This window comes from Variovorax sp. 54 (assembly GCF_002754375.1).
Taxonomy (GTDB): Bacteria; Pseudomonadota; Gammaproteobacteria; order Burkholderiales; family Burkholderiaceae_C; genus Variovorax.
In genome coordinates this window covers 5129241-5148274 of record NZ_PEFF01000001.1, presented here as the reverse complement: position 1 = coordinate 5148274, position 19034 = coordinate 5129241, and the positions used below count along the sequence as shown (strand labels likewise).

The 19034-nt window shown below is 68.9% G+C and carries 16 protein-coding genes; 8 read left to right on the top strand and 8 right to left on the bottom strand.

The annotated features are described in order from the left end of the window. Nucleotides 1–280 precede the first annotated feature (280 nt). From CLU95_RS23615 to CLU95_RS23585, 7 genes are all read left to right on the top strand, one after another. On the top strand, nucleotides 281–1735 hold the full coding sequence (locus CLU95_RS23615; RefSeq protein ID WP_099795842.1) for an N-acyl-D-amino-acid deacylase family protein: 1455 nt from the start codon (nucleotides 281–283) through the stop codon (nucleotides 1733–1735). A 234-nt stretch (nucleotides 1736–1969) separates the two neighbouring features. Then, nucleotides 1970–2509, top strand: a complete 540-nt coding sequence (locus CLU95_RS23610; protein WP_099795841.1) for a MarR family winged helix-turn-helix transcriptional regulator — start codon at nucleotides 1970–1972, stop codon at nucleotides 2507–2509. 6 nt (nucleotides 2510–2515) lie between these two features. Further along, the gene (locus tag CLU95_RS23605) at nucleotides 2516–4108 is read left to right on the top strand and encodes an ABC transporter substrate-binding protein (protein WP_099795840.1); all 1593 of its coding nucleotides are present in this window, start codon (nucleotides 2516–2518) and stop codon (nucleotides 4106–4108) included. Between the two features lie 131 nt (nucleotides 4109–4239). Beyond that, nucleotides 4240–5181, top strand: a complete 942-nt coding sequence (locus CLU95_RS23600; protein WP_099797446.1) for an ABC transporter permease — start codon at nucleotides 4240–4242, stop codon at nucleotides 5179–5181. A gap of 32 nt (nucleotides 5182–5213) precedes the next feature. Then, complete coding sequence (locus CLU95_RS23595; protein ID WP_099795839.1) at nucleotides 5214–6164, top strand: ABC transporter permease; 951 nt, start codon at nucleotides 5214–5216, stop codon at nucleotides 6162–6164. Nucleotides 6165–6166: 2 nt separating this feature from the next. Further along, entirely contained in the window at nucleotides 6167–7798 is a 1632-nt protein-coding gene (locus tag CLU95_RS23590) for a dipeptide ABC transporter ATP-binding protein (protein WP_099795838.1), read from the top strand. 64 nt (nucleotides 7799–7862) lie between these two features. Next, on the top strand, nucleotides 7863–9248 hold the full coding sequence (locus tag CLU95_RS23585) for an amidase (protein WP_099795837.1): 1386 nt from the start codon (nucleotides 7863–7865) through the stop codon (nucleotides 9246–9248). Nucleotides 9249–9259: 11 nt separating this feature from the next. Here CLU95_RS23585 and CLU95_RS23580 read toward each other — a convergent pair whose 3' ends face one another. The 5 genes from CLU95_RS23580 to CLU95_RS23560 form a co-directional block, all read right to left on the bottom strand. Next, a complete protein-coding gene (locus tag CLU95_RS23580) occupies nucleotides 9260–9478 on the bottom strand; it encodes a hypothetical protein (protein ID WP_095744272.1) in 219 nt (72 codons plus the stop codon). Between the two features lie 137 nt (nucleotides 9479–9615). Further along, a complete protein-coding gene (locus tag CLU95_RS23575; protein ID WP_099795836.1) occupies nucleotides 9616–10521 on the bottom strand; it encodes a ZIP family metal transporter in 906 nt (301 codons plus the stop codon). 113 nt (nucleotides 10522–10634) lie between these two features. Continuing rightward, nucleotides 10635–11534: a dienelactone hydrolase family protein gene (locus CLU95_RS23570; protein ID WP_099795835.1), complete on the bottom strand. Its 900-nt coding sequence runs from the start codon at nucleotides 11532–11534 to the stop codon at nucleotides 10635–10637. A gap of 127 nt (nucleotides 11535–11661) precedes the next feature. After that, nucleotides 11662–12399 (bottom strand): aspartate/glutamate racemase family protein, encoded by a 738-nt coding sequence (locus CLU95_RS23565; protein ID WP_099795834.1) that lies wholly within the window; start codon nucleotides 12397–12399, stop codon nucleotides 11662–11664. A 112-nt stretch (nucleotides 12400–12511) separates the two neighbouring features. Beyond that, nucleotides 12512–13402 carry a transporter substrate-binding domain-containing protein gene (locus CLU95_RS23560; RefSeq protein WP_099795833.1) on the bottom strand — a complete coding sequence of 297 codons (891 nt, stop codon included), beginning with the start codon at nucleotides 13400–13402 and terminating at the stop codon, nucleotides 12512–12514. Between the two features lie 202 nt (nucleotides 13403–13604). Between CLU95_RS23560 and CLU95_RS23555 the strand changes: the two genes are divergently transcribed. Continuing rightward, nucleotides 13605–14840, top strand: coding sequence for a D-amino acid dehydrogenase (locus CLU95_RS23555; RefSeq protein ID WP_099795832.1), 1236 nt, complete (start codon nucleotides 13605–13607; stop codon nucleotides 14838–14840). On the opposite strand, the gene CLU95_RS23550 is transcribed toward CLU95_RS23555, so the two are convergent. The 3 genes from CLU95_RS23550 to CLU95_RS23540 form a co-directional block, all read right to left on the bottom strand. Further along, nucleotides 14773–16347, bottom strand: coding sequence for a PepSY domain-containing protein (locus CLU95_RS23550; RefSeq protein WP_099795831.1), 1575 nt, complete (start codon nucleotides 16345–16347; stop codon nucleotides 14773–14775). The genes CLU95_RS23555 and CLU95_RS23550 overlap by 68 nt on opposite strands. Before the next feature lies 1 nt (nucleotide 16348). Then, complete coding sequence (locus CLU95_RS23545) at nucleotides 16349–18523, bottom strand: TonB-dependent receptor (protein ID WP_099795830.1); 2175 nt, start codon at nucleotides 18521–18523, stop codon at nucleotides 16349–16351. A 118-nt stretch (nucleotides 18524–18641) separates the two neighbouring features. Continuing rightward, on the bottom strand, nucleotides 18642–19001 hold the full coding sequence (locus CLU95_RS23540; protein ID WP_099795829.1) for a hypothetical protein: 360 nt from the start codon (nucleotides 18999–19001) through the stop codon (nucleotides 18642–18644). Nucleotides 19002–19034: the final 33 nt, after the last annotated feature.

Below are 19034 nucleotides of genomic sequence, written 5' to 3'. Positions count from 1 at the left end.
GGCGCGCTCACGCCGACGGTGTGCTCTGCTCCGCGAATGTCCCCCGGCCTGCGGCCTCCTCCTTGATTTCGCTGCGCAGAGCACACCGCCAGCGCGAGCGTTTTCAGAGCACCCGTTGATCGGCCGCGAACCCACAACGTGCCCAGGTGCGCAGGGCACTGGGTGCTCCCCGCAGCGAAATCAAGGAGGAGCGAAGCGGGGGACATTCGCGGAGGGGAGTGCCCGGTGTCCTGTGCACACGCCCTGAACAACACGCTCTCGAACACATGAAAGGACGAAGATGAAACAACCCACCCACTACGACCTGCTGATCCAAGGCGGCACCGTGATCGACGGCACCAAGGCCCCGCGCTTCGACGCCGACGTAGGCATCCTCAACGGCCGCATCGCCGCCATCGGCAACCTCGCAGGCCACACCGCCGACCAGACGCTCGACGCCACGGGCCGCATCGTCGCACCCGGCTTCATCGACTCGCACACGCACGACGACCAGGCCGTGCTGTCGCAGGCGCAGATGCCGTTCAAGGTGTCGCAGGGCGTGACCACGGTGGTGGCGGGCAACTGCGGCATCAGCGCCGCACCGCTGCGCGCCGACATGGACCTGCCGATGCCGCTGAGCCTGCTCGAAACGCCGGCCGAAGACCGCTTCACGACCTTCGCGGCCTACCTCGACGCACTGCGCGCCACGCCCTCGTCGGTGAACGTGGCGGCGATGGTCGGCCACTCGACGCTGCGTGCCGTGACCATGTCCGACCTCGACCGGCCCGCCACCGCGCAGGAGATCGCCGCCATGCAGGCGCTGGTCGAAGAGGCGATGCAGGCCGGCGCCATCGGCCTGTCGACCGGCACCTTCTACCCGCCGGCCGTGAAGGCGACGACCGAAGAGATCATCGAGGTCGGCCGCCCGCTCACGGCGCGCAAGGCGCTGTACGTGACGCACATGCGCGACGAGAGCGACCACGTCATGGCGTCGCTCGAAGAAACCTTCCACATCGGCCGCGCGCTCGACATTCCGGTGGTGGTGTCGCACCACAAGGTGCAGAACACGCAGAACTTCGGCAAGACCAAGGTGACGCTGCCCTTCATCCAGGAAGCGATGAAGCACCAGTGCATCGGGCTCGACTGCTACCCATACACCGCAGGCTCCACCATGATCCGCACCGACCGCGGGATGATGGACGGCCGCGTGCTCATCGCTTCGAGCGTGCCGCACCCCGAATGCGCGGGCCGCGACCTGAAGGACATTGCGGCCGAATGGGGCGTGTCGGGCGAAGAGGCCGCGCTGCGCCTGTCGCCCGGCAGCGCCATCTATTTCATGATGGACGAAGACGACGTGCAGCGCGTGCTCGCCTTCGACGAGACCATGATCGGCTCCGACGGCATCCCGCTGGGCGACAAGCCGCATCCGCGCCTGTGGGGCACCTTCCCGCGCGTGCTGGGGCACTACAGCCGCGACGTGGGGCTGTTCCCGCTGGAGACGGCCGTGTGGAAGATGACGGGGCTCACGGCGCGCAACTTCGGCCTGCACGAACGCGGCGCGCTCAAGGTCGGCCATCACGCCGACGTGGTGGTCTTCAATGCCGCGACGGTGCGCGACACCGCGAACTACGAAACGCCGACCGAGCCTGCCGAAGGCATCGATGCAGTGATCGTGAACGGCGCCGTCACCTGGCGCCACGGCGTGCACAGCGGCGCGCGCAACGGCCAGGTGATCGTGCGCCAGGAGGCGGCCTGACAGCTCGCACCCCGGCGGCGCCTGCATGGCGCCCGCCTTCGCATCCTGGTGCACGCGCAGCACCGGATCGGTGAACACGCCGGGCCTCGCGGGCCCGGTTTTTCTTTCTCTTTTCCCCTCTGACCCTGTAGCGGCGCGCTCCTAGGGGATTTCCCTCGACATCTGGCCCGGAGCTTGCGTAGGTCGTTCATATAGTTGAACATTTCAACTATTGAAGACTTCTACCAACCCGACATGCACGCCCCGCTTCGCCTGAAGACCGACTACCTCAACGTCCTGCTCGACCTGGCCTCGCAGCGCACGCGCGACCGCGGCTCGCGCGTCTACGAGATCGAGCTCGGCCTGTCGATCCGCGACATCCGGCTGCTGCGGATGATCGGCGGCGCGCCCGGGATCACCATGGGCCAGCTGGTGCAGACCTGCGGCATCGAGAAGACGCTGGTCTCCAAACAGGTCAGTTCGCTGGTGCAGCGCGAGCTGGTCGAGCGCCAGATCGGCACCGAGGACGCGCGGCAGATCTGTCTGTGCCTGAGCCCCGCCGGCGTCGACATGGTGCAGCGCGCCGAGCCCATCGGGCACGAGATGGAAGCACGCTTTCTCGACTGCCTGAGCGTCGCCGAGATCGAGAGCCTGCGCCGCATCCTGCACAAGGTCATCGACGCGGAAGCAGGCTCGCGCGACATCTTCGAATTCCTGCTGGTGCAGCTGCGCGAAAGCAAGGAACCGCCCCCGTCCTCCTCCCCCTCGTCTTCCGCTCCCTCCCGAAAGAAGTAAGGCTCCATGGCAATCCACCTTTCACCGCGCCGCGTCGCGGCGGCTTCTCTGTCGGCGCTCGCTTTATGCTTTGCCGCCACCGCGTCCGCCCAGACCGTGCTTCGCACCGTGCCCTCGTCGGATTTGAAGATCGTCGATCCGATCTGGACCACCGCCAACATCACGCGCAACCACGGTCTGATGATTTACGACACCCTCTTCGCGATGGACGAGAAGGGCGTCATCAAGCCGCAGATGGTCGACAAGTACAGCGCGAGCCCCGACAACAAGGTCTGGACTTTCACGCTGCGCCCGGGCCTGAAGTTCCATGACGGCGCACCGGTCACCTCGCAGGACGTGATCGCCTCGCTGGCGCGCTGGGCCAAGCGCGACACGCTGGGCCAGAAGATGTACGAGGCGATGGACAGCATTGCCGCCGACGGCCCGAACGGCTTTCGCATGACGTTCAAGCAGCCCTTCGGCGTGGTGCTCGACGCGCTCGGCAAGCCCAACCCGCTGGTGCCTTTCATCATGCCCAAGCGCGTGGCCGACACGCCCGCCGACAAGCAGATCGACGAGATGGTGGGTTCCGGCCCCTTCACGCTCGCCAAGGAAGACTTTCGCCCGGGCGACCGCGTCATCTACCGCAAGAACACCGCCTACGTGCCGCGCAAGGAACCCGCTTCGGGCCTGGCCGGCGGCAAGGTGGTGTACGTGGACCGCGTCGAATGGGTGATGCTGCGCGACCCGCAGACGCAGACCAATGCGCTGCTCAACGGCGAGGTCGACATGCTCGAGACCGTGCCCTCGTCCGGCTACACGGGCATGCGCACCAACGACAAGATCGAGCTGGTCGACGTGATGCCGGCGGGCCCCTTCACCGTGCTCTACAACCACAAGGTGCCGCCCTTCAACAACCCGAAGGCGCTGAAGGCCGCGATGCTGGCCATCAACCAGGAAGCGATGCTGCGCGCGCAGGTCACCTTCCGCGATTTCTACAAGCCCTGCGCCTCGATCTACCTGTGCGGCTCGCTCTACGCGAGCGACAAGACCGGCTTCTACACCGGCAAGCCGCAGTTCGAAGAGGCGCGCAAGCTGCTCAAGGAATCGGGCTACGACGGCAAGCCCGTGGTGCTCATGCTGCCGGGCGATGCGCCCGCGCTGAACAAGCTGCCCGCGGTGTACGGTCAGCTGCTCAAGCAGGTGGGCTTCAACGTCGACGTGCAGACCACCGACTGGGCCACGCTCGTGACCCGTCGCGCCAAGAAAGACCTGCCCGAGAACGGCGGCTGGAACGCCTTCATCACCTTCTGGGGTGGCGTGGACGCAAGCAGCCCCATCAGCTACAGCCCGTTGACCGGCAACGGCGACCAGGGCTACTTCGGCTGGCCCGTCGTGCCCGAGCTCGAGGCACTGAAGACGAAGTTCATCGCCACCGCCGACCTCGCGCAGCGCAAGGAAATTGCCACGCAGATCCAGCAGGTCGTGCTCGAGCACGGCGTGCTCGCGCCGCTCGGCGAAGGCAAGGCGCCCACGGCCGTGCGCCGCGGCACGATCACCGGCCTGCTGCCCTCACCGGCGGTGCTGTACTGGAACGTGCGCAAGAAGACGGCGCCGTAAACAGGCGGGCGCTACCGCCTCGCTCCCCTTTCTGATCGACACCCCTGACCGGCTGCGCCTTGCGCGGCAGCCGGGCGGGACTTCCTTTGCCCGCGCCGGACGCCCGGCCCTTCGTCACGGACCTGATTCACATGCTCCACTTCCTGTTGCGCCGCGGACTGGCCACCGCGCCCGTGCTCCTGATCGTGGCCGTCATCGTCTTCCTGCTGCTGCGCATGACGCCCGGCGATCCGGCGGCGGCCATCGCGGGCGATGCGGCCAATGCGCAGGACATCGCACGCATCCGCGCGCAGCTGGGCCTGGACGCATCGATCGTGACGCAGTTCGTGCACTGGCTCGGCCAGGTGCTGCGCGGCGACCTCGGCTATTCGTTCTTCTACCGGATGCGCGTGACCGACCTGATCGGCCAGCGCCTGGAGCCCACGCTCTCGGTGGCGGCGGTGACGGTGGTGCTCACGGTGCTGATCGCCGTGCCGCTCGGCGTGCTCGCGGCGTCGCAGCGCGGCGGCCGGCTCGACCGCTTCATCATGGGCGCGTCGGTGCTCGGCTTTTCGGTGCCGGTGTTCGTGGCCGGCTACGTGATGATCTGGCTGTTCTCGATGCAGCTCGGCTGGCTGCCCTCGCAGGGCTACCAGCGCATCGGCGACGGCGTCGGCCCGTGGCTGCGCCACCTGGCGCTGCCCTGCGTCACGCTGGCCGTGATGTACGCGGCACTCATTGCGCGGGTCACGCGCGCGGCGGTGTCGGAGGCGCTCACCGAAGACTACGTGCGCACCGCGCGCGCCAAGGGCATCTCGGAGTGGCGCATGCTGCTGCGCCACGCGCTGGCCAACGCGGCCGTGCCGATCGCCACCGTCATCGGCCTGAGCGTGGCGGGCCTGATCGGCGGGGTGGTGGTCACCGAAACGATCTACGCGATCCCCGGCCTCGGCCAGCTCACGGTGGACGCCGTGCTCTCGCGCGACTACCCGCTGATCCAGGGCATCACCCTCTTCTTCTCGCTCGTCTACGTGGTGGTCAACCTGCTGGTGGACCTGAGCTACCTGCTGCTCGATCCGCGCATCCGCTACTGACAGCCTTCACACCGCCTTTCGAAAGCCTCGCCATGACTTCGATTTCCCTGCGCGACGACGCGCCTGCCTCGGCCGCGGTTCCTCCCGCCGCGCCCCGGGCTCCGGCCCGGTCGCTGCTGCGCCGCCTGCTCGCCAACGGCGCCGTGCGCGTCGGCGGCGCCCTGCTGGTCGCGATGCTGCTGCTGGCGGTGGCCGCGCCCTGGCTCTACACCATCGATCCGAACGCGATGGACCCGGCGAACTCGCACCTGCCGCCCGGCGCGCGCACCGAGTTCACCACGCTCGCGGGCGACAGCTTCGAGCGCTTCTTCCCGCTGGGCACTGACAGCATGGGCCGCGACCTGTGGAGCCGCACGGCCTACGGGGCGCGCATCTCGCTGTCGGTGGGCGTGGCGGTGGCGCTGGGCTCGGTCGCGTTCGGCCTCGTGGTGGGCATGGTGGCGGGCTACTTCCGTCGGCTCGACGGCGTGATCATGCGGGTGATGGACGGGATGATGGCCATCCCCGGCATCCTGTTCGCGATCGTGCTGGTGGCCGTGTGGCGGCCCAGCCTGCTCACGGTGATCCTGGCCATCGTGGTGCCCGAGACGCCGCGCGTGGCGCGGCTGGTGCGCTCGGTGGTGCTGTCGGTGCGCGAAGAGCCGTATGTGGAGGCGGCCGTTGCGCTCGACACGCCGACCTGGAAGCTGATGCTGCGCCACATCCTGCCCAACACGGTGGCGCCGCTGATCGTGCAGGGCACCTTCATCTGCGCGGCGGCGATGCTGGTGGAGGCGGTGATGTCGTTCCTCGGCATCGGCCTGCCGTCCGACGTGCCGACCTGGGGAAACATCATGTCCGAAGGCCGCACGCACTTCACCTCGCACCCGTCGACCGTGCTGCTGCCCGGCTTCTTCCTGGCGCTCACGGTGCTGGCCGTGAACATGCTCGGCGACGGTCTGCGCGACGCACTCGATCCCAAGTTCAAACCGCGCGGAGGCTGACCATGACATCCACAACGTCCCCTGCTTCTGCGGCGCCCTGCCTCGTGGTGCGCGACCTCGCCATCGACCTGCCCGCCGGTGCCGACCGCGCGCACGCGGTGCATGGCATCTCGTTCGACGTCTTGCCCGGCCAGGTCGTGTGCCTGCTGGGCGAATCGGGCTCCGGCAAGTCGGTCATCGCGCAGGCCGCGATGGGCCTGCTGCCCGCGTCGCTGCGTCCCTCGGCCGGGCGCATCGAGGTGCAGGGCGAAGACGTGCTCGCGGCCAGCCCGGCGCGGCTGCGCGCCCTGCGCGGCGCGCGCATGGCGATGGTGTTCCAGGAGCCGATGACCGCGCTCAACCCGGTGATGCGCTGCGGCGCGCAGGTCGACGAGATCCTGGCCGAGCACACGACGCTGGGCGCCGCGGCGCGCCGCGAGCGCGTGCTGGCCATCTTCGAGCGCGTGCGGCTGCCCGAGCCCCAGCGCATCTACGACGCCTACCCGCACCAGCTGTCGGGCGGGCAGCGCCAGCGCATCGTGATCGCCATCGCGCTGATCCTGCGCCCCGCACTGCTGATCTGCGACGAGCCCACCACCGCGCTCGACGTGACCACGCAGGCCGAAATTCTTTCGCTCATCCGCGAGATGCAGCAGGAGAACGGCACCGCCGTGCTGTTCATCACGCACGACTTCGGCGTGGTGGCCGACATCGCCGACCAGGTGGTGGTGCTGCAGCTGGGCCGGCAGGTCGAGAGCGGCCCGAAGGACGAGGTGCTGCGCCGCCCGAAAGAGGCCTACACGCGCATGCTGCTCGACGCCGTGCCACGGCTCGCACCGGTGCTGCGCGCGCCGGTGGAAGCGAAGGCGCCGCTGCTCGATGCACGCGGCGTGGGCAAGGTCTACCGCACGGGCAGCTGGCCCGGCAAGCGCCGCACGGTGCATGCGGCGGCCGACGTGTCGCTGAAGCTGCATGCGGGCGAAACGGTGGGCATCGTGGGCGAGTCGGGCTCGGGCAAGTCGACCGTGGCGCGCTGCATCGCGCGGCTGATCGAACCGACCGACGGCGACGTCCGCGTGCCGGGCATCGAGGGCTCGCGCGGCGCGCAGCGCTCGGCGTTCCGGCGCATGGTGCAGGTCGTGTTCCAGGACCCGAACCGCTCGCTCAACCCGCGCCGCACGGTGGGCCAGTCGATCGTCGAGGGGCCGGTGAATTTCGGTGTGCCGCACGCCAAGGCCTGGCAGCGCGCCGAGGAGCTGATGGCGCTGGTGCGGCTGCAGCCCGAGGTGCTGCACCGCTACCCGAGCGAGTTCTCGGGCGGCCAGCGGCAGCGGCTGTGCATTGCGCGCGCGCTGGCCTGCGAGCCGCGCGTGCTGATCGCCGACGAGGCCGTGTCGGCGCTCGACGTGTCGGTGCAGGACCAGATATTGAAGCTGCTCGCGGAGATCCAGCAGCGGCTGTCGATCGGCATTCTGTTCATCACGCACGACCTGCGCGTGGCCAGCCAGATCTGCGACCGACTCATCGTGATGCACCAGGGCCGCATCGTCGAGCAAGGCAGCGCGCACGACGTGCTGCTGTCGCCGCGCGAGGCCTACACGCGCACGCTGCTGGCCGCGGCGCCCGGCCAGGGCTATGCGTTCGGAGGCGGCTGAGCGCCGTCGCCCTCTTGTCTTTTCAACCCACCTTCATCCAACCACCCAAAGAAGAAGCGAAGCCATGACAACACCCCTGTACGAACTCAGTGCCCTCCAGTTGCTCGAACACTACCGTGACCGTGCCTTGTCGCCGGTCGAGGTGACGCAGGCCGTGCTCGCGCGCATCGAGCGCTGGGAGCCGCACATCCACGCCACCTACGGCCTGGACGCCGAAGCCGCGCTCGCCTCGGCCCGCGCCTCCGAGGCACGCTGGGCGCAGGGCAAGCCGCAGGGCGACCTCGACGGCGTGCCGGTCACGCTGAAGGAAAACATCGCCACGCGCGGCACACCCACGCCGATCGGCACCGCAGCCACCGTGCTGGCACCCGCCGCGGCCGACGCCCCCGCCGCCGCACGCCTGCGCGAAGCCGGTGCAGTGATCGTGACCAAGACGACGATGCCCGACTTCGGCTTTCTCGGCGCGGCGCCGTCGAGCTTTCACGCGCTCACGCGCAACCCATGGGACCTGGGCCGCAACACCGGCGGCTCAAGCTCGGGGGCCGGCGCTGCCGCCGCTGCGGGCTATGGCCCGCTGCACCTGGGCACCGACATCGGCGGCTCGGTGCGCATTCCGGCCAGCTTCTGCGGCGTGTTCGGCCTCAAGCCCAGCCAGGGCCGCATCCCCGTCGACCCACCCGCCGCCGCGCGCGTGATCGGCCCCATGACGCGCACCGTGGCCGACGCCGCGCTGCTGATGCAGGTGGTGACGCGCCCCGACGCGCGCGACTACATGAGCCTGCCGCCGAACGACCTGGCGTGGCAGCGGCTCGAGCGCAATGTGAAGGGCCTGCGCATCGGCCTGTGGACAGAGACCATGGGCGTCTGGCCCATCGATGCGGAAGTGAAAGAGGCCGTGCTGGCCGCGGCGCGCCTGTTCGAGCAGGCCGGCGCCATCGTCGAGCCGCTGGCCGACTGGAGCACGCTGGACATGCGCATGGGCATGGCCCACTTCTTCACGATGCGCTGCCGCGTCGACCTGGCCACGATGCCGCCGGAGCGCGCGAAGCTCGCGGCCGGCTACATCCATCAGGCGGCAGAGTTCGCGGCCTCGCTCACGCCCGAAGACACCTTCCGTGCCTTCACGCGCATGCAGGCGCTGCGCGCGGCCACCGTGGCGGCCACGCAGCCCTTCGACTACGTGCTGTCGCCGGTGTCGCCGGTGCTGCCGTTCGCGGCGGACGCGATCAACAGCGGCTCGGAGAATCCGCTGAAAGATTCACACTTCACGTCGGTGTTCAACCAGTCGGAACAACCGGCCGCGTCGATCAACTGCGGCCATGCGAAAAATGGCCTGCCGATCGGCCTGCAGATCGCGGGGCGTCGCTTCGACGACCTGGGCGTGCTGCAGATGGCGCGCTTCTACGAATCGGTGCGTCCGGCGCAGGCGCGCTGGCCTGAACCGGTCTGAGCAGAGCCTGATCAGTCTGGCGCGTTCATCACGCGGTCGAACTCTTCGTCGGCCGGCACGTTGTCGGCATCGAGTTCGCTGGCATCGGTGAGGTCGATGCCCGTTTCGTCCGACAGGTCGTCGGACGCATCGGCTTCGAGTTCATCGAAGTCGTCGGCAGGCGTGCTGTCGTCATCGTCGTCTTCGGACGACGAGGCGGAGCGCGCGGTGGCATCGGCGTGGGGCGTCATGAGAATTCCTCGGCAGATGGGTGAACGGCCCTCTATGGTGCGCCTGTTTTGCCCCTTGCGGTGGATCGACGGGCTGACGTCGGTGTCGGAAAGTTTCCCGTCCCCCGAGGCCGCGAGGCCGCCCGCACGCGTTGTCGTCAGTCCTTGTGGACGTGGCCGTGCTCGCCGTGTCCTTCGTCATGGCCGTGTTCGTGGCCATGGTCGCCGTGCGCGAGCCGGCTCACGAGCGTGACCAGCAGGATGCCCGCTGCAAGCCACGCGATCTGCGCCGCGGTCTGGCGCGCGGGCAGGCGCTTCTGCAGTTGCGGAATCAGGTCGGCCAGCGCCACGTAGACGAAGCTGCTGCCCGCCAGCACCAGGAAGTACGGCAGCCAGCCATGCAGCTGGTCGACCAGCCACCAGCCTGCGATGCCGCCGAGCATGGTCATCGTGCCCGCGAGCGACACCTTCACCAGCGCCGCGCGCGAATTGGCCGAGCTCTGGCGCAGCACGACGAGGTCGCCGATGTGGTGCGGCACTTCGTGCGCGAGCACGGCCAGCGCGGCCACGAGGCCCAGGCGGATGTCGGCTACGAAGGCCGAGGCGATCAGGATGCCGTCGCCGAAGCAATGCACGCTGTCGCCGGTGAGCACGGCCCAGCTGCCGCCGCCCGTGGGCGATGTGTGGTGGTGGGCGTGGCCGTGTGAATGACCGTGATCGTGGCCGTGGTGATCGTGCGCTTCGCCCTTCGCGGGTGCGACATCGCCATGGTGGTGCTCATGCCCGTGGTGCCACAGCTCGGCCTTGTCGAGCAGGAAGAAGAACACCAGTCCGAACAGCAGCACCGCGAACAGCAGCGCGGGTTCGATGCGGCTTTCGAAGGCCTCGGGCAGCAGGTGCATGAAGGCCGTGGCCAGCAGCGCGCCGGCCGCCAGACTCAGCAGGTGCTGCGGGTTCACGCCGCCGCCGCCGCTGCGCACGCCCACGCGCAGCAACAGGGCCGCGAGCCAGACACTTCCGATGCCGGCGACCAGGGTCGCCACGAGAATTACTATCAAATTCATAGCTGCTTGCGCAAAGGGGACGGCCGTTATGACCTTGTTCCGTTCATAAAAAGAGAAAGGCCGTCACTTCGGACGGCCTTCGGCGGAGGGTGGCTACGGGGCGCCGTCTTCAGTCAGGCGACACCATTGGCTTTGAACCAGGCCGCGGCACGCCGCCAGCCGTCGTCCGCGGCGCTCTTGACGTAGCTGGGACGGTAGTCGGCGTGGAACGCGTGGCCTGCTTCGGGGTACACGACGAAGCTCGATGCCTTGGCCGCCGGGGTTCCAGTGGCCAGAGCAGCTTTCATCTTATCAACCGTGTCAAGGGGGATGCCCTGGTCTTTTCCGCCGTACAGGCCGAGCACCGGCGCCTGCAGGCTGGCGGCGATGTCGACGGGGTGTTTCGGCTGCAGTTCGCTGGCCTGGCCGACCAGCCGGCCGTACCAGGCCACGCCGGCCTTGACCTTGCCCGTGGCGGCATAGAGCCACACGATGCGCCCGCCCCAGCAGAAGCCGGTGATGCCGGCCTTGCTGGTGTCGCCGCCGTTGGCCTTGGCCCAGCCCAGCGCGCCGTCGAGGTCGGCCATGACCTGCGCGTCGGGCACCTTGCTGACGACCTCGGCCTGCAGCTTGGGAATGTCGGTGTAGCCGCGCGGATCGCCCTGGCGCGCATACAGCTCGGGCGCAATGGCCAGGTAGCCGAGCTCGGCGAAGCGGCGGCAGGTGTCGGCGATGTACTCGTGCACGCCGAAGATTTCCTGGATCACCAGCACCACCGGCAGCCCGGTCTTGCCGGCCGGCGCGGCGGCGTAGCCGGGCACCTCGAAGCCGTTGACGGTGTACTTGATCGGGCCGGCCTTCAGGCCTTCGGCCGGGGTCGAGATGGCCGTCTGCGCGGCCACCGGCAGCACGGCGGCGGCGTAGCCGACACCGATGGCGGCCTTGAGCGCAGTGCGGCGCGTGGCCCCCTGCTCGGTGCTGTCGCCGGGGCGCAGCGAATCGAATTCGGAACGGTTGTCGTCGAAGGAGGTCATGCAAAGGCTCCGGTTGAATCGTCTGACAAGGGGGTGTGGCGTAGAAAAACGCACGCCGCAATGTAGGCGAAATCGGGCCGGGCCGTGTGACCCGGCGGTAAAGCAGCCGGGCTGTGCTGGGCTCTGGCTACGTGCCGTAGGCCCGTCGTGCCAGCGCCTCGGCCAGCACCTGCGCCGGGTCGACAAGCCGCAGCCCCGCCACCGCGGCCGAGCCCTGAAGGCCCAGCGGCACCTCGGTGCAGCCCATGATGATCGTGACCGGGCCGTGCCGCTCGGCCAGCCGCAGCGCGACCTCGGAGAAGCAGCGTTCGGCCAGCGGCAGGTTGCCGGCTTTCACGCCGTCGAAGATGCCGCGCATGATGGTCTGACGCTCGTCGGCCAGTGGCACGTGGCAGCCCAGGCCGGCCTCGGCCAGCGCCTCTTCATACAGCCGCACGCGGTAGGTGCCTTCGGTGGCCATCAGCGCCACCTCGGTCGCGCCTTGCAACGCCAGCTGCTGCGCGGTTTCGCGCGCCATGTGCAGCAGCTCGACCTGCGGAAAACGCTCCTGCAGGCTCGCATGCCAGGCATGCGCCGTGTTGCAGGCAATGGCCACGGCGCGGCTGCCGAGCGCGGCCAGCCGGCCCAGCGCCTGCAGCATCGGTTCGAGCGGCTGGTGCGCGCCCTGCTCACCCGAGGCCAGCGCGCCGGTGCGGTCGGGCACCGGCACCTGCGCCAGCCAGTGTTCGGGAAAGGACTGGTCGCGCACCGGCTCGCCGCGCGCACGCATCTGCTGCGCGCAGGCCTGCACGAAGAGCCGGACGAAGTCGGCGCCCGCCGCGGGGCCCATGCCCCCCAAGATGCCAACTACGTTCGTCGAAGCCATGGTCTTTCTCTGTTTCAGGAATACCGCGGAACCGGCTTTGCCGGGCCGCTGGTATTGCCCCCGGTAGGGGGTTGGCGAAGCGACACGAAGTGCGCGCAGCCTGGGGGCGAGCTCAAGTCGCGGGTTTGTCGCTGAAGGCCTTGAGGTTCTCTTTGAGCTGGTCGCTCATCGGCAGGTTCAGCGGCACGTTCTTCGGCGGAATCGGCTGCATGAACCACTTGGTGTAGAGCTTCTCGAACTCGCCGCTCTTCATCATGGCGGTGAAGGTGTCGTCCACCAGCTTCTTGAAGGCCGGGTCGTCCTTGGGCAGCATGCAGGCGTAGGGCTCGACCTGCAGCGACTCGCCCACCACTTCGTAGTCGGCCGGGTTCTTCGAGTTGGCGATGAGGCCGAACAGCAGGATGTCGTCCATGGCGAAGGCCACGGCGCGGTCGCTCTCGACCAGCAGGAACGCGTCGGCGTGGTCCTTGCCGAGCACGATGTCCATGCCGAGGTTCTTCTCGGTGTTGTACTTGCGCATGACCAGCGCGTTGGTGGTGCCGGTGGTGCTGGCCACGGTCTTCTTCGCGAGGTCGGCGTAGTCCTTGATCTTGGAAGACTTCTTCGTCAGCAGGCGCGTGCCCGTGTAGAAGTGGTTCACCGCAAAGGCCACATCCTTGCCGCGCGCGGTGTTGTTGGTGGTGGAGCCGCACTCCAGGTCGATGGTGCCGTTGGTGATCAGCGGGATGCGGTTCTGCGAGGTGACCGCCATCAGCGAGACCTGCAGGTTGGGCTTGTTCAACTTCTTCTTCACCGCCTCGACCACGGCGTTGGAGAGTTCCACCGAGAACCCGATCGGCTTGTTGGGGCCGTCCAGGTAGCTGAAGGGCACCGACGACTCGCGGTAGGCGAGCGAGATCTTGCCGGACTCGGCGATCTTGGCGAGCGTGTCGGCAGCCTGTGCGGCCGGTGCAGTGAAGAGGACCGCGGCAGCCAGGGACGCCATCAAAACGGAGAGTTTCATTCGAGCCTTCATTCGGTTGGATTGAACAGACAACCAGTGTAAGAAGGAGTGACACATCGGGACAATTCCAATTAACCCCGGGGTCATGCCCAAAGGTTATGGGCTGGGTTCTTTTGGCATTTCCAGCCAACACGGGGCGCCTCTACAGTCGCAGGCTGTCTCTTTTGACTTCCTTCTTCTTCACTTCCGGAAAGTTGCCCCCATGCATGTGTGCGTGCTCGGCGCCGGCATCGTGGGCCTGGCGACCGCCTGGCAACTCGAGCGCCAGGGCCACCAGGTCACGGTGATCGACCGCGCGGCGCCCGGCGCGGGCGCCAGCGGCGGCAACGGCGCGCAGCTCAGCTACTCGTACGTGCAGCCGCTGGCCGACCCGTCGATCTGGACGCAGCTGCCCAAGCTGCTGTTCTCCCCCACGTCACCGCTGAAACTGCGCCCGCAGCTCGACCCGCTGCAATGGCGCTGGGGACTGGCCTTCCTGGCCGCATGCAACGCCGCGACCTCGCGCGACACCACCGCACAGCTGCTCGCGCTGGCGGCCGCGAGCCGCACCGGCTTCGAAGCGATGCAGGCCGACATCGCACCCGATTGCGATTTCTCCGCCACCGGCAAGCTGGTGCTCTATGCGAGCGCGGCGTCGCTCGAAGGGGCGAGCGCACAGGTCGCGCTGCAGCGCACCCTGGGCAGCGAACAGCGCATCGTCACGCCCGACGAGTGCGTGGCCATCGAGCCCGCGCTCGCGGACTACCGCGGCCAGATGGCAGGCGCGGTCCACACGCCCAGCGAGTGCGCGGCCGACTGCCTCAAGGTGTGCGCCGAGCTGATGCGCGCACTGAACGCGCGCGGCGTGCGCTTCATGCTCGGCGTCGACGTGCACGGCTTTGCGCGCAGCGAAGGCCACGAGGGCGGTGTCGCGGCGGTGCAGACGAGCGAAGGCGACATCGAAGCCGATGCCTTCGTGATGGCGCTGGGCTCGGCCTCGCACAAGCTCGGTCGTGCGCTCGGCGCCTACCTGCCGGTGTACCCGCTCAAGGGTTACAGCATCACGGTCGACGTTGACCCCGCACCCGGCGCCGCGCCGCGCGTGAACGTGACCGACAGCGCGCGCAAGGTCGTCTTCGCGCGCATCGGCTCGCGCCTGCGCGTGGCCGGCATGGCCGAACTCGTGGGGCACGACGCGAGCATTCCGGCCACGCGCATCGAGACGCTGGCCGACGCCACGCGCGCCGTGTTCCCGCGCGCGAGCCGGCTCGCCGAACTGCACCCCTGGACCGGCATGCGCCCCGCCACGCCGAAGGGCCTGCCGATCATCGGGCGACTGGCGCATGCGCCGTCGAACATGCTGTTCAACACCGGCCACGGCGCGCTCGGTTTCACGCTGGCCTTCGGCTCGGCGCAGCGGATCGCGCAGGCGCTGGACGCGGCCCCGTCGCGCTCCTGAGCTTGCGGCCCAGGCGCCGCCAGCCGATCACCACGCCGGTCAGGCTCAGCAGCGCACCGCCCGTGCTCAGCGCGACCAGCAGCACGTCCCACAGCGGGCGGCGTTCGAGCAGCGGCAGCCAGTCCCAGCTGTGCAGCATCGCGAACAGCCAGCGGCTCCAACGGCGCGTGCTGTCGCTGCGGCCCAGCACGGCGCCGGTCTGCGGATCGACATGGACCCAGGTGGCGTGCGCGTCGGCAAACACCACGCGCCAGACCGGCAGCGGCTTCTCGCTGCCGCCAGTCATGGTGTGCGCGTCGCGCGTGTAGTAGTGGCTGTCGTAGGCGGTCAGCACGTCGATGCGCGCGACCGGGTCGGGCAGCAGTTGCGCGACGGAGCTGCGCAGCGCGTCTGGGTCGATCTGTTGCGGTTGTGCGCTGGCCGCGTCGCGCACCAGCGGCCGGCCGCTGGTGGTGCTGGCCAGCACCAGCGTCTGCCCTGCCGCGCGCACCCAACGCAGTTCGCGGATATCGCCACGCGTGGAAGCCAGCAGCGCGGCGGGCGCCGCATCGCCAGTTTCTACAACAAGCGGCCCGCCCTGCATCGCCGCCGTGCGCAACGCCGGCGCACCGCTGTCGAACACGCGCCAGGGGTTCATCGACATCAGCCCGCTGAAAATCCACGTCAGCGTGACGAGCGCGAACAGCAGGCCGCTGATGTGGTGCCAGCGCATCATCGTGCCCTGGTACGGCGAGTGCGATCCGCTCTTGTAGGTGCGCCGGAAGCGCCAGCGCATCACGCCCACCACCGTGCCCGTGAGCGTGACGGCGATGCCGACGATCGACAGCCAGTTGACGATGTCGGCCCAGTAGCGGTCCAGGCCCGTGCCGCGCAGCGGGTACAGCCAGTGGATCCACGCACCCACGTAGTTCCACATGCGCTCGGCGCGCGGCGCGTCGCGCACCACCTCGCCGGTCTGGCCCGAGATGTACAGCCGCGTGGCCTGTGCATCGACCAGGTCGATCACATGCAGCGGACGGTGCGCGTCGAGCCCGCGCGAATGGGTGAAGGCGTCTTCGTCGATGGTGCGCCGGTACCTGAGCACCACGCCCTCGCCCCCGTAGGCCTGTGCGGTCACGAGCGCGCGGGCGCGGTCGACCTGGCGCAGCACCGTGCCGGTCTGCGCATCGATGACGACCACGCCGCCCCCCGGCGGCGAACGGCGCGCGCTGGGTTCGGCCGCGCGTGCCGGCGCCGCGAGGTACACCGCCTGCCCGCCGCTGGCCACGGCCAGTCGCAGGTCCTGCAGCGGCCCCGCAATGCCCGCCGCATCGAGCGCCTGCCGCGGGCCCAGCAAGGGCGCCTTCGCATCGAGCGGCGGCAGGTGCTGCAGACGCTCGGCCTCGGTGAGCTTGGGGTAGCCCACGTACATCATCACCACGCCCGAGATGAACCACATCGCGAAGAAGGCGCAGACGACCACGCCGAGCCAGCGGTGGATCAGGAACAACCAGCGTTTGGCATGCATGTCAGAAGCTCACGCGCAGCGAGACATCCGCCGTGCGCGGCGCGCCGAGGTAGGCGAAGCCTGCGCCGACGTTCGCGGCATACACGCGGTCGGTCGCGTTGCGGATGCGGCCCACCACCGTGACGGTGCGGTTCACCTGCCAGCTCAGCCCGAGGTCGAGCAGCGTGTAGCCCGGCCAGTGCATGGTGTTGGCCGCATCGGCGTAGACCTTGCCCACATGCCGCACGCCTGCCGTGGCTTGCAGGCGCGGCGTGAAGGCGTACGACACCCAAAGGTTCGCAACGACCGCCGGCGTGTTGGTCGGCGTGCGGCCCGCGAGCGACACGCCACCCTGGCGGAACTGGTCGTAGCGCGCATCGACATACGTGAGGTTGCCCTGCAGCGACCAATGCGGCGTGGGCTGCAGCCCGAGTGCCAGCTCCACGCCCTTCGACGACTGTTCGCCGACGAGCACCGTGAGCGTGCTGTTGGCCGGGTCCTGCGTCGCGATGTTGGTGCGGCGGATGCTGTAGGCCGCGAGCGTGGCCGTGCCCTTGCCCTGCCAGAAGTCGAGCTTGGTGCCGACCTCGACCTGCCGGCCGGTGGTGAGCTCGCTGTTGTTGCGCACGTCGGCGAACGAGGCGGTCGAGAGCACGCCCGACGGCGGATCGGCCGCCGTGGCGTACTGCGCGTACAGGTTGGCGCCGGGCGCGAAGTCCCACACCAGGCCGATGCGGCCGGTCGTGGGTTGGTAGCCGCGATGGAAGGTGGCCGGGTTCGACGCGTCCACGGTGCGGCGGTTGGCCAGGTCGAGGTCGATGCGCTCGTGGCGCAGTGCCGTCACGAGGTGCAGCGACGGCTGCAGCGCGGTGCGGTTTTCCAGGTACAGCGCGGTGGTCCGCACCTTGTTGTCGCGGTCGGGCCGGAAGCCGGGCGTCATGCCCGGCACCTCGAAGAAATGCTCGGTGGCAAAGACATACGGGTTCACCGTGCTCACGGTGCCCGGCAGGCTGTTGGGAAAGCGCGTCTGCCGGTTCACGCTGAAGTCCAGCCCGAAGGACCAGTCGCTCTTCAGCCCGCCGAGCTGCCCCTTGTAGATGCCTTCGACGCGGTTGCCCCACACGTCCTGGTCGTGCCGCTGCAGCAAGGCGCCCGAGCGGATGACCGCCGTGTTGCGCGCGTTGTAGCGGTAGTTCTCGACGTTGCGGTAGTCGCGCAGCGCGTCGTAGGCATAGAAGGTGTTCCGGAACTGCAGCGCGTCGCTGGCCTGCCATTCGGTGACCGACCGCAGCCACTGCACGCGCTGGGCGTAGAGGCCGTCGGCGCTGTTGTAGTTCTTGAAGCGCGTGCCGCGGTCGATGCGCATCTCGCCGCCTGCCGGGTTCAGCACGGGCGTGCCCCAGTAGGGCCGCTTGACGTCTTCGTCCTGGTACTCGTAGGCCAGCGTGTGCTTCAGGCCGCCACCGAAGTCCGACAACAGCGAAGCCGCGAGCTGCGTCGACTTGCTCTTGGTGCCGTCGGTCCAGCCGTTGGCGTCGCGGTGGTTCACGTCGATGCGCGCGTAGTGGCTGCCCGCGCCGCCATCGCCGGCGATGCGGCGGTTCAGGCCGAACGAAGCCTCTTTCAGGTGCTGCGTGCCCAGGCGCAACTGCGCTTCGGCGAAGTCGCTGCGTTCCGGCGCCTTGGTGATGTAGTTGATCGAGCCGCCCAACGCGCCCGAACCGAACAGGAAGCTCGACGGGCCGCCGATGGCTTCGACGCGGTCGTAGACCCAGCTGTCGACCGGCCGGGCCGCGATCGAATACTGCAGGTTGATGCCGTTGAACAGCTGCGCGATCGACCCGCTGCCGAAGCCCCGGTAGCTCACGCCGACGTTGCCGGGCGCGTCGTGCGCGGTCACGCCGGGCACGGCGCGCAGCGCCTCCTGCGTGTTCTGCGCACCGCGCGCGTCGAGCACTGCACGGTTCACCACCGTGACGGAAGCCGGCGTCTCGCGCGGCGTGAGGCCGAGGCGGCTCGCGGTGTCGGCGGGCGTGTCGAGATCGAGCCGGCCGTTGGGGCGCGGGGCGTCGTCGGCCACCTCGATCAGAGGCAGCGAAGACACGGCGACGGTTTGGGTTTGGGCTTGGACAGGCGCGCTGACGGCGCCGAACAAGGCAAGCAGCCCCAAAGCGGGGGCACGGGAAAGGGTAGGCATGGCATCTCTCTTGCGGCGGCGCTGGCGCAAAACAAAGGCGCACAGCGCCGGCCGCACAACGACCGGGAACGCACCGCGCGGCCCGTTCAGGCGGCGTCAGGTGCAGGAACGACGAAGCTCAGGAGAGATGCGTGGGCGGCGCTCGCGCCGGCGGCGGCGAGGCCGTGGCTGCCGCGAGGCGGGCAGCGGGAATCGATTGCAGCGCGCGGCCCAGCGGCGGCGGCGTGGGCAGCGTCACCTGCACGGTGGCAGGCGGTGGGCCGGAGACCATGCACAGCGGGCAGTCCATGACCGCCATGCCGACTTCGGTTGCGCCGTCGTCGCCCTGCACGATGAGCTTGACGGTGCCCGCGGCGGAACACACCAGCTCCATCGCCTGCGGATTCACGAGCGGCGACGCGCCCGCGATCAGCAGCGACGCCATGAACCACGCCAGCACCAGACGGTGCATTGCGCAGAAGGTTCGAAGGGCGTGCATGGGCGCGGATTATGGCGCGAGGCGAATGCCCCG

Excerpts from the sequence above, each read along its gene's own strand:
- CLU95_RS23550 (WP_099795831.1), bottom strand. The coding sequence starts at position 16,347 with ATGCATGCCAAACGCTGGTTGTTCCTGATCCACCGCTGGCTCGGCGTG.
- CLU95_RS23545 (WP_099795830.1), bottom strand. The coding sequence starts at position 18,523 with ATGCCTACCCTTTCCCGTGCCCCCGCTTTGGGGCTGCTTGCCTTGTTC.
- CLU95_RS23560 (WP_099795833.1), bottom strand. The coding sequence starts at position 13,402 with ATGAAACTCTCCGTTTTGATGGCGTCCCTGGCTGCCGCGGTCCTCTTC.
- CLU95_RS23615 (WP_099795842.1), top strand. The coding sequence starts at position 281 with ATGAAACAACCCACCCACTACGACCTGCTGATCCAAGGCGGCACCGTG.
- CLU95_RS23605 (WP_099795840.1), top strand. The coding sequence starts at position 2,516 with ATGGCAATCCACCTTTCACCGCGCCGCGTCGCGGCGGCTTCTCTGTCG.
- CLU95_RS23565 (WP_099795834.1), bottom strand. The coding sequence starts at position 12,399 with ATGGCTTCGACGAACGTAGTTGGCATCTTGGGGGGCATGGGCCCCGCG.
- CLU95_RS23595 (WP_099795839.1), top strand. The coding sequence starts at position 5,214 with ATGACTTCGATTTCCCTGCGCGACGACGCGCCTGCCTCGGCCGCGGTT.
- CLU95_RS23575 (WP_099795836.1), bottom strand. The coding sequence starts at position 10,521 with ATGAATTTGATAGTAATTCTCGTGGCGACCCTGGTCGCCGGCATCGGA.
- CLU95_RS23540 (WP_099795829.1), bottom strand. The coding sequence starts at position 19,001 with ATGCACGCCCTTCGAACCTTCTGCGCAATGCACCGTCTGGTGCTGGCG.
- CLU95_RS23580 (WP_095744272.1), bottom strand. The coding sequence starts at position 9,478 with ATGACGCCCCACGCCGATGCCACCGCGCGCTCCGCCTCGTCGTCCGAA.
- CLU95_RS23555 (WP_099795832.1), top strand. The coding sequence starts at position 13,605 with ATGCATGTGTGCGTGCTCGGCGCCGGCATCGTGGGCCTGGCGACCGCC.
- CLU95_RS23585 (WP_099795837.1), top strand. The coding sequence starts at position 7,863 with ATGACAACACCCCTGTACGAACTCAGTGCCCTCCAGTTGCTCGAACAC.
- CLU95_RS23600 (WP_099797446.1), top strand. The coding sequence starts at position 4,240 with ATGCTCCACTTCCTGTTGCGCCGCGGACTGGCCACCGCGCCCGTGCTC.
- CLU95_RS23610 (WP_099795841.1), top strand. The coding sequence starts at position 1,970 with ATGCACGCCCCGCTTCGCCTGAAGACCGACTACCTCAACGTCCTGCTC.
- CLU95_RS23590 (WP_099795838.1), top strand. The coding sequence starts at position 6,167 with ATGACATCCACAACGTCCCCTGCTTCTGCGGCGCCCTGCCTCGTGGTG.
- CLU95_RS23570 (WP_099795835.1), bottom strand. The coding sequence starts at position 11,534 with ATGACCTCCTTCGACGACAACCGTTCCGAATTCGATTCGCTGCGCCCC.